This window comes from Microbacterium sp. SLBN-146, from assembly GCF_006715145.1.
In the GTDB taxonomy this organism is placed as follows: domain Bacteria; phylum Actinomycetota; class Actinomycetes; order Actinomycetales; family Microbacteriaceae; genus Microbacterium.
The window spans coordinates 1,238,796-1,253,359 of sequence record NZ_VFMR01000001.1 but is presented as its reverse complement, the minus strand read 5'-3'; the positions used below and the strand labels follow the sequence as shown (position 1 = coordinate 1,253,359).

General features: G+C 67.6%; 13 protein-coding genes and 3 tRNA genes. 10 read left to right on the top strand and 6 right to left on the bottom strand.

All coding sequences use genetic code 11. From position 1 onward, the window contains the following. Positions 1-6 precede the first annotated feature (6 nt). The 3 genes from ftsH to tilS all read right to left on the bottom strand — a co-directional run bounded on the left by ftsH (position 7) and on the right by tilS (position 3,741). A complete protein-coding gene (ftsH, locus tag FBY39_RS05395) occupies positions 7-2,010 on the bottom strand; it encodes an ATP-dependent zinc metalloprotease FtsH (RefSeq protein ID WP_141930832.1) in 2,004 nt (667 codons plus the stop codon). 142 nt (positions 2,011-2,152) lie between these two features. After that, a complete protein-coding gene (gene hpt, locus FBY39_RS05390; RefSeq protein WP_141930829.1) occupies positions 2,153-2,704 on the bottom strand; it encodes a hypoxanthine phosphoribosyltransferase in 552 nt (183 codons plus the stop codon). A gap of 38 nt (positions 2,705-2,742) precedes the next feature. Continuing rightward, entirely contained in the window at positions 2,743-3,741 is a 999-nt protein-coding gene (gene tilS, locus FBY39_RS05385; protein WP_141930827.1) for a tRNA lysidine(34) synthetase TilS, read from the bottom strand. Between the two features lie 180 nt (positions 3,742-3,921). Between tilS and FBY39_RS05380 the strand changes: the two genes are divergently transcribed. Then, a complete protein-coding gene (locus tag FBY39_RS05380; RefSeq protein WP_141930825.1) occupies positions 3,922-4,455 on the top strand; it encodes an inorganic diphosphatase in 534 nt (177 codons plus the stop codon). 62 nt (positions 4,456-4,517) lie between these two features. Here FBY39_RS05380 and FBY39_RS05375 read toward each other — a convergent pair whose 3' ends face one another. Next, complete coding sequence (locus tag FBY39_RS05375; RefSeq protein WP_141930823.1) at positions 4,518-5,918, bottom strand: M23 family metallopeptidase; 1,401 nt, start codon at positions 5,916-5,918, stop codon at positions 4,518-4,520. A 210-nt stretch (positions 5,919-6,128) separates the two neighbouring features. Between FBY39_RS05375 and FBY39_RS05370 the strand changes: the two genes are divergently transcribed. The 4 genes from FBY39_RS05370 (at position 6,129) to FBY39_RS05355 (ending at position 7,208) form a co-directional block, all read left to right on the top strand. Further along, positions 6,129-6,204: transfer RNA gene (locus FBY39_RS05370), tRNA-Glu, on the top strand. Positions 6,205-6,230: 26 nt separating this feature from the next. Next, positions 6,231-6,304 (top strand) — tRNA-Asp (locus FBY39_RS05365). Positions 6,305-6,369: 65 nt separating this feature from the next. Further along, a tRNA-Phe gene (locus FBY39_RS05360) sits at positions 6,370-6,442 on the top strand. 181 nt (positions 6,443-6,623) lie between these two features. Continuing rightward, the gene (locus tag FBY39_RS05355) at positions 6,624-7,208 is read left to right on the top strand and encodes a carboxymuconolactone decarboxylase family protein (protein WP_186336921.1); all 585 of its coding nucleotides are present in this window, start codon (positions 6,624-6,626) and stop codon (positions 7,206-7,208) included. Here the strand turns inward: FBY39_RS05355 and FBY39_RS16370 are convergent. Further along, positions 7,180-8,019: a MarR family winged helix-turn-helix transcriptional regulator gene (locus FBY39_RS16370; RefSeq protein ID WP_186336920.1), complete on the bottom strand. Its 840-nt coding sequence runs from the start codon at positions 8,017-8,019 to the stop codon at positions 7,180-7,182. The two genes, FBY39_RS05355 and FBY39_RS16370, sit on opposite strands and share 29 nt — an antisense overlap. Before the next feature lie 210 nt (positions 8,020-8,229). Here FBY39_RS16370 and FBY39_RS05345 point away from each other — a divergent pair, with 210 nt between their 5' ends. The 4 genes from FBY39_RS05345 (at position 8,230) to FBY39_RS05330 (ending at position 11,285) form a co-directional block, all read left to right on the top strand. Then, positions 8,230-8,742 carry a hypothetical protein gene (locus FBY39_RS05345; RefSeq protein WP_141930821.1) on the top strand — a complete coding sequence of 171 codons (513 nt, stop codon included), beginning with the start codon at positions 8,230-8,232 and terminating at the stop codon, positions 8,740-8,742. A 4-nt stretch (positions 8,743-8,746) separates the two neighbouring features. Continuing rightward, on the top strand, positions 8,747-9,556 hold the full coding sequence (locus FBY39_RS05340; protein WP_260837456.1) for a CPBP family intramembrane glutamic endopeptidase: 810 nt from the start codon (positions 8,747-8,749) through the stop codon (positions 9,554-9,556). A 123-nt stretch (positions 9,557-9,679) separates the two neighbouring features. Beyond that, positions 9,680-10,465, top strand: a complete 786-nt coding sequence (locus tag FBY39_RS05335; protein ID WP_141930820.1) for a glucose 1-dehydrogenase — start codon at positions 9,680-9,682, stop codon at positions 10,463-10,465. Positions 10,466-10,604: 139 nt separating this feature from the next. Next, positions 10,605-11,285 (top strand): TMEM175 family protein, encoded by a 681-nt coding sequence (locus FBY39_RS05330; RefSeq protein WP_141930818.1) that lies wholly within the window; start codon positions 10,605-10,607, stop codon positions 11,283-11,285. Positions 11,286-11,353: 68 nt separating this feature from the next. Here the strand turns inward: FBY39_RS05330 and FBY39_RS05325 are convergent, their stop codons facing one another. Beyond that, positions 11,354-12,253, bottom strand: a complete 900-nt coding sequence (locus FBY39_RS05325) for a hypothetical protein (protein WP_141930816.1) — start codon at positions 12,251-12,253, stop codon at positions 11,354-11,356. A 335-nt stretch (positions 12,254-12,588) separates the two neighbouring features. On the opposite strand from FBY39_RS05325, the gene FBY39_RS05320 reads away from it, so the two are divergent. Then, positions 12,589-14,445, top strand: coding sequence for a hypothetical protein (locus FBY39_RS05320; RefSeq protein ID WP_141930814.1), 1,857 nt, complete (start codon positions 12,589-12,591; stop codon positions 14,443-14,445). The last annotated feature ends 119 nt before the right edge of the window (positions 14,446-14,564 follow it).

The window sequence follows — 14,564 nt, the reverse complement described above, 5'->3', positions numbered from 1 at the left end:
CCGAGCCTACGCGGTCGCGGGGCGCGCCTGTCCGGACGGGCGACGCACCGCCGCCTTCTCGGCTGCGGGAGCCTCGGCCTCGACGGATGCCGCGAGTCCCGCCTCTTCACGACGCTGAGGAACCGCGACGGGAGGCAACTCGGACACCGGACGCTGCTCGCTCGAGAGCCACTGCGGCCGCGGCGGGAGGCGCTTGACGTCCTTGAAGATCTCGGCGAGCTCGAGGTGATCCAGGGTCTCCTTCTCGAGGAGCTCCAGGGCGAGCTTGTCGAGCACGTCACGGTTGGCGTTGATGACCTCGTACGCCTCGTTGTGCGCCTGCTCGATGAGCCCGCGCACCTGCTGGTCCACCCGTTCGGCGACCCGCTCGGAGTACTCGCGCCCGTGACCCATGTCGCGGCCCATGAAGACCTCACCCGACGACTGGCCGAGCTTGACGGGTCCGACGTCCATCGTCATGCCGTACTCGGTGACCATCTTGCGGGCGATGCCCGTCGCCTTCTCGATGTCGTTCGAGGCGCCCGTCGTGGGGTCGTGGAAGACGATCTCCTCGGCGACGCGCCCGCCCATGGCGTACGCCAGCTGGTCCTGCAGTTCGTTGCGGGTGATGGAGTACTTGTCGTCGAGCGGCAGCACCATCGTGTAGCCGAGAGCCTTGCCGCGCGGGAGGATCGTCACCTTCGTCACGGGGTCGGTGTGGTTCATCGCCGCCGCCGCGAGCGCGTGTCCGCCCTCGTGGTACGCCGTGATGAGCTTCTCCTTGTCCTTCATGACGCGCGTCCGACGCTGCGGACCCGCGAGGACACGGTCGATGGCCTCGTCGAGGGCACGGTTGTCGATGAGCTGCGCGTTCGAGCGCGCCGTCAGCAGGGCGGCCTCGTTGAGGACGTTTGCGAGGTCGGCACCCGTGAAACCGGGCGTCTTGCGGGCGACGACTTCGAGGTCGACCCCGTCGGCGAGCGGCTTGCCGCGACCGTGCACTTCGAGGATCTTCTGCCGGCCCTTGAGATCGGGGGCATCCACACCGATCTGACGGTCGAAGCGACCGGGACGCAGAAGAGCGGGGTCGAGGATGTCGGGACGGTTCGTCGCCGCGATCACGATGACGTTGACCTTCGGGTCGAATCCGTCCATCTCGACGAGCATCTGGTTGAGCGTCTGCTCGCGCTCGTCGTGTCCGCCGCCCATGCCGGCGCCGCGGTGACGACCGACGGCGTCGATCTCGTCGATGAAGATGATCGCGGGCGACGTCTCCTTCGCCTGGTTGAAGAGGTCGCGCACACGGCTCGCGCCGACGCCGACGAACATCTCCACGAAGTCCGAACCCGAGATCGAGTAGAAGGGGACACCGGCCTCACCCGCGACGGCGCGAGCGAGGAGCGTCTTGCCCGTTCCGGGAGGGCCGTACAGGAGCACGCCCTTCGGGATGCGGGCACCGACCGCCTGGAACTTGGCGGGGTCCTTCAGGAAGTCCTTGATCTCCTGCAGTTCCTCGATCGCCTCGTCCGACCCGGCGACATCCTGGAACGTGACCTGCGGCATCTCCTTCGTCACGAGCTTGGCGCGAGACTTGCCGAACTGCATGACCTTCGAGCCGCCGCCCTGGGCGCTCGACATCAAGAACCAGAAGAGCAGGCCGAGCAGCAGGATCGGCAGAAGAAGGGAGAGGAAGCCGTCGAACCACGTCGCACGCGGGACGGCGTCGTTGAAGCCGTCCTCCGGTGCGGCGGCGTTCACCGCATCCACGACCTCGGTCGCACGAGCGGAGACGTAATAGAACTGCACTTCGGACGCACCCTCGTAGGGCGAGGAGAGAGTCATGTCGACGCGCTGGTCACCGTCGGTGTTGGTGACCTCGGTGACCGTGCTGCCCTTGAGGAGCTCGAGCCCCTCCTGCGTCGAGATCTGCTTCGCGCCGCCGAGGCTCGAGATGAGCATGAAGCCCACGATGAGCAGCACGCCGATGAGTACGACGTACACGAAGGGATTGCGAGTGAGCTTCTTGAACATGGTGACGGCGAGCGCCGAACCCTTTCGTCGAACGAACCGCCCAGAGGCGCAGGGCCCGCGAGACAGTGCGTTCAGGGTATAACGGGCGGCCTATGGTCAGTCTGTGCATTCGCCCACGGCGTACGCGGGCACACGCGATCCGTCAGGAGTAGACGTGCGGCGCGAGCACCGCGACATCGCGGAGGTTGCGGTACTGCTCCGCGTAGTCGAGCCCGTAGCCGACCACGAACTCGTTCGGGATGTCGAACCCGACGTACTTGGATCGCACCTCGACCTTGGCGGCATCCGGCTTGCGAAGGAGTGCGAAGACCTCGATGGATGCCGCGCCCCGCGACTCGAAGTTCTCGAGCAGCCAGCTGAGCGTCAGGCCCGAGTCGATGATGTCCTCGACGATCAGGACGTGCTTGCCGTGGAGGTCGGTGTCGAGGTCCTTCCGGATCTGGACGACGCCGCTCGACTTCGTCCCGGTGCCGTACGAGGAGACGGCCATCCAGTCCATCGCGGCACTCATCGGCAGCGCCCGCGAGAAGTCGGCCATCACCATGATCGCGCCCTTGAGCACGCCCACGAGCAGGAGGTCTTTCCCGGCGTAATCCTCCGCGACGCGCGCGGCGATCTCATCGAGCTTCGCGCGGATCTGCTCCTCGGTGACGAGGACGTCGGTCAGGTCGTTCTGGATGTCGGAGGCCCGCATGGCAGAAGTCTACGTGCGGCCGCTCCGCGGCGACGCGCTCAGGACCGCGCGACGAAAACGAGCCGGCCTGCCTCGCGCCGGGCACGGCATCCCGGCAGATCGATCGGTCCCTGACCGTTCCAGTCCGTCACAAGGCGGGCGACCTCGAGCGTCTGGGAACGCGTGAGGCTCTCGTGGAACTCGGCGGCGACGACGTGTCGGATGATGCGGTGCCGAAGCGCGGCCGGATTGGCGGCGAGCGCGGCAACCGAGACGGCGATCCCCGCTTCGGCCGGTTCGACGATGTCCTCGATCGTCTCGCCGATCATCTCGTCGAAGGCCTCGGCGTCTTCGCGCAGCTGCGCAGCAGTCCGGGCGAGCGCTTCCGCGACGCCGGGACCGAGTTCAGCCTCGAGCACGGGCAGCACGCGCTCCCGCACACGCACGCGCGCGAACCGGGGATCGAGGTTGTGCGGGTCGTCCCACGGCTCGAGGCCTTCCGCCGCGCAGGCGGCGCGCGTCGTCGTCCGTCGCACCTCGAGAAGGGGGCGCAGCAGCGGAACGCCTTCGAGATCGGATGCCGCGGCCATCCCCTGCAGGCTCGTGCCGCCGGCTCCGCGGGCGAGGCCGAGCAGCACGGTCTCTGCCTGATCGTCGAGCGTGTGACCGACGAGGACGGCGGCTGCGCCGGTGTCGCGCGCGGCGTCGCGGAGGACGCGGTAGCGGGCATCCCGGGCCGCCGCCTCCGGCCCCCCGGCGTCACCGACCTCGACCCGGACGACGAGCGCATCGAGACCGAGGGCCGTGGCCGCGCGGGCCGTCGCGGCGGCGATGTCGGCCGACTGTTCCTGCAGGCCGTGGTCGACGGTGAGGGAGGCGGGACGCAGCCCGAGCTTCGGCGCCTCGAAGGCCGTCGCTGCCGCGAGGGCGAGCGAGTCGGCGCCGCCCGAGAGCCCGACGAGGACGATCGATCCCGGCGGGAGCGGTGCGAGCGCGCGGCGCACGGCGCGACGCACCTCCGCGACGGCGGGGTCGAGGCCGGGGCGGAGGTCGGTCATCCGTCCACGGTATCGGGCGATCCGTGTTCAACATTCAGTCTGCGCGGTGGGCACCCCGGGCGGCAGGCCCTGATTTCCGCGGGCCGACGGGACTGCGGCATCAGCCCAGACTGAATACTGAACGCCGAGCGCCCGCGACTAGGCTGGTCGGCGGCATCCGTCTACCTAAGGAGCAGCAGAATGGGCGCGTACGACGCCGTCATCGAGATCCCCCGCGGCAGCCGCGTGAAGTACGAGGTCGACCACGGCACCGGCCGCGTGTTCCTCGACCGCGTGCTGTTCACCCCGATGGGCTACCCCGCAAACTACGGCTTCTTCGAGAACACGCTCGGCGAGGACGGCGACCCGCTCGACGTGCTCCTGCTGCTCGACCGCGACCTGTACCCCGGCGTGCTGGCGAAGGTGCGTCCCGTCGCCGTGCTCAAGATGAGCGATGAGGCAGGTGGCGACGACAAGGTCGTGGCCGTGCTGGCGAAGGACCCCCGCTGGTCGCACGTGCAGGACGTCGACGACCTCGACGAGTGGACGAAGGGTGAGATCAACCACTTCTTCGAGCACTACAAGGACCTCGAGCCCGGCAAGTGGGTCAAGGTCGACGAGTGGGCGAACGCCGCCGAGGCGGAGCGTCTCGTGACCGAGGCATTCGAGCGCTTCGACGAGCACGAGGGCCAGACCAAGACGCAGGGTGAGGGCGAGTCGCCCAACACGCTCTGACGCGAGTCTTCACGAAGGCGGATGCTTCGCGGCATCCGCCTTCGTCGTCTCTGCCGAGGGGCTTACAGCCAGACGCCGCGCGCCGCCATGAAGTTCTGCGGGTTCGTCGTGCCGCTCGGCGTGTAGACCTCGAAGTGGAGGTGGCAGCCGAACGACCGGCCCGTCTGGCCTTCGCGGGCGATGAGCTGACCTGCGTTGACCCACTGTCCGCGGCTGACGAGGAGCTGCGAGGCGTGCGCATAGCCGGTCGCGATGCCGCCGCCATGTTCGATGCGGACGTAGTTCCCGTAGCCGCTGTAGACCTGGGCCATCGAGACCGTGCCCGCTGCTGCCGCGTAGATGCCCGCGCCGCAGCCCGCCGCCATGTCGGTGCCGAGGTGCCAGCTGCTCGCGCAGCCCTGGGGGCCGCACTGCGTCGAGCGGGGGCCGTAACCCGACGTGAAACGACCGCTGGACGGACGCGCCCAGCCGCTGCCGACGACAGCTCCGCCGCCCGAACCGCCACCGCCGCCGGAGCTCCCCCCGCCGCCCCCGCCGCCACTGTTGCCGATGGCGGCGGCTTCCTCACGGGCTTTGCGTTCGGCTTCTTCGCGCGCGCGTCGCTCGTTCTCGATGCGGATGCGCTCGCCTTCCTGATAGTCGGCGACGGTCTTGGCGGTCGTGTCCTTGAGGGCCGCGAGCTGGGCCTCGAGCGTGCCGAGGTACTGCTCCTGCGCGGCGAGGGCTGCCGCGGCGGCGTCGGCCGCGGCTTGCGCAGCGGCCATCTTCTCTTCGGCGACCTTCTGCAGGCGATCGCGCTCCTGGCGCTGCACCTCCGCAAGATCGGTTGTCGTCTGCGCGGCATCCCGAGCGGTCACGGCCTGCGCGTACACGTCGCTGTTGCGCTCGAAGAGCTTGTCGAGGGTGCCGAGGCGGGCGAGGAGATCGTCGGCGGATGCCGCGGAGCCCGCGAAGAACAGCTCGAGTGACGTGTCGTCACCGCCGTTGCGGTAGAGCTGCGCGGCGACGCGGCCGGCCTTCTCCGCGGCACCGGCGGCGGTCGCGGCCTGCGCGTCGGCCTCCGCCTGGAGCTGCTGCGTGCGATAGGCGGCCTCGTTGTACTCCTGCTGAGCGATGAACAGTTCGTCGGCGGCCTGCTCCGCGAGCTGCTGCTTGAGCGCGACGTCGTCGGTGAGCGCCTGGATGAGGCCCTCGATGCGCTTCACCTCGGCGGCTTTCGCGGCCTCGTTGGCCTTGGCCTTCTCGACGTCGGGCCATGACGGATAGGTCGCTGCGAACGCGGGAGCCACGAGCGGGCCGGCAAGACCACCCGCGGCGGCGAGACCGAGAACGCCGAGGCCGAGGGCCGTGCGGCGAGAGACCGAGGACGGCCAGAGTCGTCGGCGTTCGCGCGCAGACGGCGCGCAGCCGCACTCCTCATCAACCTGCTCGGGGTGCACTTCAGTCTCCTGTCGCGTACTCAACCCTGTTCACACTAGCAACATGCTTCACATGCGCAACGGGTATCCGTACATTCAGTCTGCCCGCCGCGGCTCGTCGGCGCACCCGCCAGTTTGTCTCGACGGATGCCGCTTTCCCCGCCGCCGCGCCCTCGATTGGCACATTGGTCGGGGATCTCGTATGCTTGAGCGTCGGTAAGCGTGAGCGCCGGGTCTCGGCCCGCGGGTTCACTCGGCCCCATCGTTTAGCGGCCTAGGACGCCGCCCTTTCACGGCGGTAGCACGGGTTCGAATCCCGTTGGGGTCACCACTCCGCACACATAACTGAATACGCATGGCCCTGTAGCGCAGTTGGTTAGCGTGCCGCCCTGTCACGGCGGAGGTCGCGGGTTCAAGTCCCGTCAGGGTCGCTCCGAGCGACAGCCCCTTCTCGGAGGGGCTTTCGTCTAGGACACGGCATCTTCGGACGCCGTGCGGCTCTGTAGCTCAGTTGGTAGAGCGCACGACTGAAAATCGTGAGGTCACGGGATCGACGCCCGTCGGAGCCACAAGGATGACCGTTACAGTCATCCCAGAAACCCTCGCCTAGCTTCTACATGGCGGGGGTTTTGCTTTGCCCTGGTGAGAGGCACACCATCCTGTGCCGGGTCATCTCGCGCGTATCGCTTTTCCTCCGCGGTGGCCCTAAGGTGTGCGGCATCCCCGCATACCGCCTCGGAGGAGGATGCCGTGATCATCGCCACCCCATCGCCCGACACCGCCGAGGGCCTCGTCGCGGAGATCTACGCCGACGATCTCGCCGCCGACGGATTCGTCTTCGCCCACACCCGCGCGATGGCCGTCAACCCCGAGGCGTACCTCGCCTTCGAGGCACTCGTGCGCACGATCGTCCCCTCGATCGGACTCCGCACCTACGAGATGGCCACTCTCGGCGCGGCCCAGGGCCTGGCATCGCGACACTGCCTGCTCGCCCACGGCCGCAAGACGCTCGACTCCGGAATACTCGACGCCGACCAGCTGAGGCTGCTGCTGAACGGTGAGGCGGAAGGAGTGCTGCCGGCAACGGATATCGCCGTGTTCGACTATGCCTACCGACTCTCGACCGACTCCGCGTCGATGACGGACGACGACAGCGCGGCGCTGCGTGAGGTGGGTTTCTCGGACCGGCAGATCGTCGACATCACGCTTGCTGCATCCGTGCGGAACTATCTCAGCCGCGCATTGCAGGCACTCGCCGTCCCCGTGGATGAGGTACCTCGACTCGACGAAGCGACGGCCGACCTGCTCAGGAATGCCGGGCGGCCGACTCGCTGAACGCCTCCGAGGCCCGCTCCGCGCCGACCGTGTCCGGGCGCCACTGCGCAATCTCGAAGAAGAGGTCGGCGAGCATCTCGCGCTGCTCATGGATGCCACTCATGACCGCGTGAACGGCTGCCGCGCCGGCATCCGTCGCCTCGAGGATGACGGCACGGCGGTCTTCCGCCAGTGCGCCCCGGCGGCGGACCACGTATCCCTTGGCGCAGAGCTGGTCGACGATGTACGCCACTCCGCCCCGGGATACGCCGAGAGAGGAAGTCAGATCACCCGGTCGGACGCGCCCGCCTGTCACGACCTGCACGAGGGCTGCTCGCTGCCGCGCGGCGAGCCGACCTTGACTCGCCGCATCGGGCATGAAGCGCACGAGAGAGACGCCGGCCTCACACACTCTTCTCAGGAGCTCCATGGGCTCGGCTGACGCGGACGTCGCGGGCGCGAAGCGATTCGACCCCAATCCCGCACTGATCTCCAGCGCGATGGCCTTGTTGTCTCGGAAGAACTCGATGATCGAGACCTCCAGCACCCTCGCGCGTCGTGCACCGAGATCGGTCAACGAGAGGGCGACCGCACGCCTGTCCAGATCGGAGGGGCGGCACGACACCAGGCCGTCCGCGCTCATTCGAGCGACCATGCGCGAGACCGCCCGTCGATTCACGCGGGCGAGCTCGGCCAGCTCGCGCGTTGTCACCGCGGGAAGGGACGCCACCGCGCTGATCGCCGTCATCTCCTCGATCTCGGCCCACTGCGTGCCCAGCGCCTCGTCGAAAACACGCGTCAGATCGTCGTTGAAGCGCCCAAGAAACTCCATCGCCCGCGCCTGTGCCATCGCGTCCACGTGATCTCGCCCCCGTTCATTCAAGCAGGCGGCCGGCTCGAACTACGCGGGCGGGGAGACACCGTGAAAAGTTCTCTGCCGCGTTCCTTCGAAGTTGCTCAGAAGTGTCTCGATCTCCAGTATTGTCGGGCCAAGCACAGTCCGACCACCCCGGTTGTCGGCCGATCCGAGGGGAAGTCACCGATGTCCAGAGAAGAGCACGCGCGCGAGGGCGCCCAAGCAGCGATTCCCGATGACGAGATCGTCGATGTCGCCGTCGTGATGCCCCGAGGTTCGACGTTCGCCGGGGTGCTCGGGGCTGCCGCCGGCGTCGCGGGCGGCGGCAGCAACACCATGGCATGGGGCGTTGCCGGCGGAATGATCGGTGAGCGGGTGAACGCGGCGTCGAAGGGGAGCTATCCGTCCCTCGTGCTCGCCCTCTCCCCCGCGCGACTCTACGTGCTCGGACGACGGAGCACAGGGCTCGTCGGCGGCTGGAAGAACCTCCACCCCGTCGCCCACATCGAACGCGCGAACCTTGAGGTCACGAAGCGTCGTCGCGGCACGGTTCAGGTGATCGGGCTGACCGACACGACGACGGGAACCACTCTCGAGGTCGAGGCGCAGGCTGTCGGCGGGCTCGGTTTGAAGGATCTCCTCGGCGAAGTGGAGGCCCACGACACCCCCGCCGAGGACACCGAAAAGGATGAGGCGTGACGGCATGGAGACCCCGCGAATGACGACGACCCCCGCGGATCAGTACCGTGTCCAGCCCCGCGTGTGGATCGGCATCGTCATCTACCTCGCCTACGTTGCTGTGGTCTTCACCGTGCAGCAACTCACGGGGATTCCCTACACCGACCTCGGCGAGAGCGGAAGCAACCTCTTCCTCGGCGCGGGCCTTTCACTGATCGCCGGGGCCATCCTCCTCGCGATCACCACGACTCTGCTCGGCTGGTGGCGCCCTGCCCTGTTCGACCGCCACCGGTCAGGGCACAAGTGGCCGATCATCGCACCGGCGATCATGGGTGTCGCTCTGATCGTGAACCTCGCCTCGGTCGACTGGAGCTCTTACGACGCGGCCTTCCTCGCGGCATCCGTCGTTCTGCTGCTCGTCGGCTTCACGGAAGAACTGGCCACTCGTGGCCTCCTGCTCGTCGGCTTGCGGAACCGACTGTCCGAGGTATGGGTCTGGTTCCTCACCTCCGCGTTGTTCGGAATCATGCACTTGGTCAACGCACTCAGCGGTGCACCGATCGGCTCCACCGTGCAACAGGTCGCGCTGGCCTTCGGCGCCGGAACGATCTTCTACATCCTGCGCCGCGTCACGGGCAGCCTGATCTGGGCCATGGTCCTCCACGGCCTGTGGGACTTCTCGACCTTCGCCCTCGGACGCGGCACGCCCGGCCCCTTCTTCGCCCTCGGTGGCGTCATCGAGATCGCTGCCATCGTGCTCGCGCTCGTGAGCGTCGCCTTCGTTATTCGCGGAGCGGACGAGAGGATCCCGGCGCTGCGGGTCGCTGCGCGCTGAGATACGCTTCCGCATCGGAATTCGTCGCAGGCCCGTGTCGTTGCCCTCTGGAGGAAGCACAGAGATGAGGCATCCGGTCATGAGCTGAACGTGCTGGGTGTCTCGATACGAAAGGCGAGAGATATGACTGCACGATTCACTGACCGCACTGTCCTCATCACGGGAGCCGGTTCCGGCCTCGGCCGAGCGACGGCGGTCCGGTTGGCTTCCGAAGGTGCGAACCTGTCGCTCGTCGATGTGTCCGAAGCCGGGCTCCAGGCCACGGTGGATGCCGTTCGCGAGGCCGCACCCGAGGCCACGCTCCTGACCGTCGTCGCCGACGTCTCGAGCGAAGACGGCACTCAGCGCTACGTCGATGAGACGCTCTCGAACTTCGGCCGCATCGACGGGTTCTTCAACAACGCCGGCATCGAAGGCCGACAGAACCTCACGGAGGACTTCTCGGCCGACGAGTTCGACCGGGTCGTCTCGATCAACCTGCGGGGCGTGTTTCTCGGACTCGAGAAGGTTCTGAAGGTCATGCGCGAGCAGGGCAGCGGCACCGTCGTGAACACCGCGAGCGTCGGCGGGATCCGCGGAATCGGACGCCAGTCGGGCTACGCGGCTGCGAAGCACGGCGTCGTGGGCCTCACCCGCAACTCCGCAGTGGAGTACGGCGAGTTCGGTGTGCGCGTCAACGCCATCGCTCCCGGAGCGATCTGGACCCCGATGGTGGAGAACTCGATGAAGCAGCTCGACGCCGAGAACCCGCGCCAGGCCGCCGAGCAGTTCATCCAGGCGAACCCCACGAAGCGCTACGGAGAGGCCCCCGAGATCGCGGCCGTCGTCGCCTTTCTCCTGTCCGACGACGCGTCGTACGTGAACGCAACGGTCATCCCGATCGATGGTGGGCAGTCGGCCAAGTACTGAGGCGCCCGGCGGCGTTCGGACTCTCCGAGCGCCGCCGCCCCCCAACCGATCGGGTTGCAGTGCGATCCGGGCGGAGAGCGGAGGAGCACGCCAGACTGATCCCACGCGGGCAAGACGCCTGTAGTGAGGGGATGTCTCAGTGGCCGCACCGAAGGACGAGACCGACACGACGGATGCCGAGGTCGACGGTCACACGCCGGTGAAGGCCGAACGGCTGAAATCCTTCACCGACGCCGTCGTCGCGATCGCCATGACGCTGCTCGTCCTGCCTCTGATCAATACGATCGGCGACGCGTCGAGCGCGGGTGACTCGACGTGGGACTGGCTCTCGGGCAACCTCGACTCGATCCTGCTGTTCGTCTTGAGCTTCGCTCTGATCGCGAACTTCTGGATCAGCCACCACCGGCTCTTCGCGCTCGTGGAACGCGTCACCGACACGCTGCTGTGGATCACCGTCGCGTGGATGCTGACGATCGCCTGGCTCCCCGTCGCCACCGCCCTCACCGGCCAGGTGGCGCAGGACGATCTCCAGTTGATCATCTACATCGGTACGATGGCGCTCACCTGCATCACGCTGGGCGCCGCGCGCCTGTACCTGCGCGCGCACCCGAGCCTTCACCGGATCCCCGACCGGGGAATGCGCCGAGGCCTCCTCGCCGACGTCCTCACGACCGTCATGTTCCTGGTGGCGCTCGTCGTTGCCATCGCTGTCCCGGCGATCGGATATTCGGCGCTCTTCCTCATGGTGCTGGTGTCGCCGCTGCACGCGCTCTTCGCACGGATGCTGGGAATCGGCGCACCTCGCGCGCGACGCGCGTAGCGATTCTGAGGAGATCCGCGAAGCTGAGGAGCTTTTCGCGGCATCCGTCCTCAGAATTGCGGATCTCCTCAGCGCGCCGGGCGGGCGTGCTGGGCGCTTTCCACGTCCGCATCGGTGGGGACGCTCCCTGAACCGCGTCTGTGCGCCGTGACGAGCCACAGGATGACGGCGGGGAGAACGGGTGCGACGAGTCCGTAGACGAGGTCGGCGCTGCCGAACACGATCGCTTGGTAGCTCAGGATGCTGATGGCCCCCGCTCCGTACGAGATCGCCGCCGCAGCGAGCCGTCGGCGAGGTGCATGTTCAGCGGCCGCAAAGAAGGCGATGACGCCGTTCACGAGGAACGGCAGGACGAAGATGCCCTGAACCGCGGGCGACAAATTCTCTGCCGCGCCGATCGGCGCCCCGACGGCGAGCGCGAAGACGACCGAGACGGCGGCGTAGCCGATGAACGAGAAGCACGCGACGACGAGTGCACGCAGGATCCGTTCGAACACGGGTGGCAGCGCCGCGAACACCCCCGTCGGATGCCGTGCAATGAGGTGCACGAGGGCGCTGAACGCCAGCGTCTGCACGAGCATCTCCGGCATCCCGAGCAGGTGATACCACCAGGGAAGCTGACTGTAGACGGCGCCCTCCAACGAACCCGGCGCGGCTGCGGGTGTCGAGAGGATCCCGATGCCGAGGAACAGCAGCCACAGCCAGAGCCACCCTCGCCCCGCCGCGATCACCGCGCGGAAGGGGAGCAGCACCGCCGCGATGAGAAGGCCCCGCACTACTTGAAGAAGCGGACCGACGATCACCGCGACGGATCCGAACGGGCGCATGAAATCCCGGATGACGGGCTGGGTGAACAGGTCGGCGTAGTCGATGACGGCGGCCGCGATGAGGCCCACCACGAAGTACGTGACGACATGCGCGATCGTCACGCGCAGGAGAAACCCCGCGACGGGTCTCGAGGAGGACATACCGCCAGCGTGAACCCTCCGCTGTCGGTGTGGCGGGTCGAAGGTCCCGGGATGCCGCGGCGGCCCCGCGGTTCTGAGGAGATCCGCGAGGGTGAGGTCGCTCACGCGGCATCCGCCCTCAGAATCGCGGATCTCCTCAGGATCGCGACCAGGGCCTGCCGGATAGGCGACGTAGGCCCATGGTGGCTGGATCGGCGCCCTCCGAGCATGGAAGAGCGGCAATCGCGTCAGCGCGAGCCATGTGCGAGATCCGAATCGCGGACCGCGTGGTGCAGCCGCGAAAGGGACGATACGAGATGTTGAGAAAGCTAGTGCTGACGGTGGGGGCAGTCACGATGGCTGCGACCATTGCGCTGAGCGGAGGGGTCGCAGCGTCCGCTGCGGTGCTCGACACGACAACGACCGAGCCCGTCGCGGAAGGGGCTTCCGGTGGGACGGAAGCCGGCACCCCCGACACTCCGGCTGCAGAAGAGCCGACGCCGGACACGCCCGCGAACGACGCGCCCGCGGCGGCGGCACCCGCGGAAGAGGTGCCCGAACAAGCACCAGAGTCCCTTGAGACGGAAGCCGCGAGAGACGAGGTCGTCGCTGCAGCCGAGGACGACGTCGCGGCTGCGCAGTCGACGGGCAGGATCTGGGTCAGCTACAACCTCGACCGCCTCGAGCTCGCTGAAGGCCATGTACGCAACACGACGCGGGGCACTCCGTCGGCGTTGCCCGCCCAGGTGACCGGGGCGGCGAACGACATCTACAGCGTCTTCGGCACCTACGGAGAGTCGGGCTCGACGGGCATCGACCTGAGCACGGCGTACCGCATCGATCAGCTCGGCGCTCCGTCGGGGTTCTGGGTCGCGACGCGGGTGTATGAATCGGGCAGCACCTACTACGGCGAGTGCACCGTCTTCGAGGGCGATCCGGATGCCGGTGGCCAGCCCGCGACGCAATTCGTGTGCTCGACGCACTACACGCAGGGGTTCCCGAACGCCAAGATCCGGTTCGACATCTCGATGAACCGCGATGCCGAAGCCTGGGGCATCCTCAAGACGTCCGGACCCGTCTCGCTGGTCGAGGGGACCTTCGAGCCCGAGCTGCCGTATCACATCGACGGCACGCCGACAGTGGCGGAGAACTCGTCGACGTCATTCAACGTCGTGCTGCGCCGCGGCGATGTCGCCCTCATCAACGGCAGCGCCGCGACGACGGCGTTCGTCTACCGGATCGCCGAGAACGGAACACCGACGCAGTTCTACATCGCCGGCTACATCCAGACGGTCCGCGGAGCGAGCTTCAGCTGGAACAACACGTGCGCGGTCTACGACGGAGATCCACGGAAGGCGGCGAACCCGATCGATCAGCAGATCCCCGAACTCGCGTCACCCTATGACTGCAAGTTCCTGGGTGGGAGAGAGCTCGACTACCGAGGGAACCACGAGTTCACCTACGAAGTCGTGCGTCGTCCCATGACCGTCGTCACGAATCCGCTCCAGCAGAAGACGCTCCTCGCGGCCCACTGCTCGGGCACCGACGTCTCGCACTGCGGATATGCCCTCGCGTCCGTCACCGACACGGTGGGCAAGGGACGCGTCGTATCCGCGCGCTACAACAACACGACGGAGGTGCAGACCGAGTCGACGTACTCGATCAGCGGAACCGAATCGGTCACCGTGACCGGCGGGCAGGAGTACACGTTCGCCTTCGAGCAGCAGTACTTCATCGGCAAGGTCTCGGCGAGCGTGAAGTCGAGCTGGAGCCGGTCGACGACGAGCTCGACCACGACCGCGAAGTCCTACAAGATCCCGATTCCTCCGCACATGACGGGGTGGCTCGAGGCGACTCCGCCGATGGTGCACACGGAGGGGACGATCATCGTCTTCGACGGCTCGCGCTACTTCGAGCTGCCGAACGTGTACGCCGATCTTCCTGCCGCCGACCGCGAGTGGGAGTACACGGTCCGGAACGCACCGTTCATCGGCGGCGAGCTCGGGGCCCGCGTTCCGACGGATCCGGCAACGGGACTCCCGCTCGGCACCGTGACGGCGGTCACGCCCGCCGCGGCGTCGGCCCGCTCGCTCGCGGCGACAGGGTCCACGCCGGACGTCCTGCTCGCCGGCATGGCCGCGACGGCAGCCCTGCTCGGAGCCGGACTACTGGTGCTCCGCAGGAACCTCAGCCGGCGTCCGCGAAGGACCTGACACCCCGGTCCCCACACACACGAGTGCGCGTGTCGAGTCGATCTCGGCACGCGCACTCGTGTGTGCGGGATAGGGGACCTGCGTCCATGGTCGGAACACTCGTCGCCCGGAAGACTGAA

Excerpts from the sequence above, each read along its gene's own strand:
- ftsH (WP_141930832.1), bottom strand. The coding sequence starts at position 2,010 with ATGTTCAAGAAGCTCACTCGCAATCCCTTCGTGTACGTCGTACTCATC.
- hpt (WP_141930829.1), bottom strand. The coding sequence starts at position 2,704 with ATGCGGGCCTCCGACATCCAGAACGACCTGACCGACGTCCTCGTCACC.
- tilS (WP_141930827.1), bottom strand. The coding sequence starts at position 3,741 with ATGACCGACCTCCGCCCCGGCCTCGACCCCGCCGTCGCGGAGGTGCGT.
- FBY39_RS05380 (WP_141930825.1), top strand. The coding sequence starts at position 3,922 with ATGGGCGCGTACGACGCCGTCATCGAGATCCCCCGCGGCAGCCGCGTG.
- FBY39_RS16370 (WP_186336920.1), bottom strand. The coding sequence starts at position 8,019 with ATGGAGTTTCTTGGGCGCTTCAACGACGATCTGACGCGTGTTTTCGAC.
- FBY39_RS05345 (WP_141930821.1), top strand. The coding sequence starts at position 8,230 with ATGTCCAGAGAAGAGCACGCGCGCGAGGGCGCCCAAGCAGCGATTCCC.
- FBY39_RS05340 (WP_260837456.1), top strand. The coding sequence starts at position 8,747 with ATGGAGACCCCGCGAATGACGACGACCCCCGCGGATCAGTACCGTGTC.
- FBY39_RS05335 (WP_141930820.1), top strand. The coding sequence starts at position 9,680 with ATGACTGCACGATTCACTGACCGCACTGTCCTCATCACGGGAGCCGGT.
- FBY39_RS05325 (WP_141930816.1), bottom strand. The coding sequence starts at position 12,253 with ATGTCCTCCTCGAGACCCGTCGCGGGGTTTCTCCTGCGCGTGACGATC.
- FBY39_RS05320 (WP_141930814.1), top strand. The coding sequence starts at position 12,589 with ATGGCTGCGACCATTGCGCTGAGCGGAGGGGTCGCAGCGTCCGCTGCG.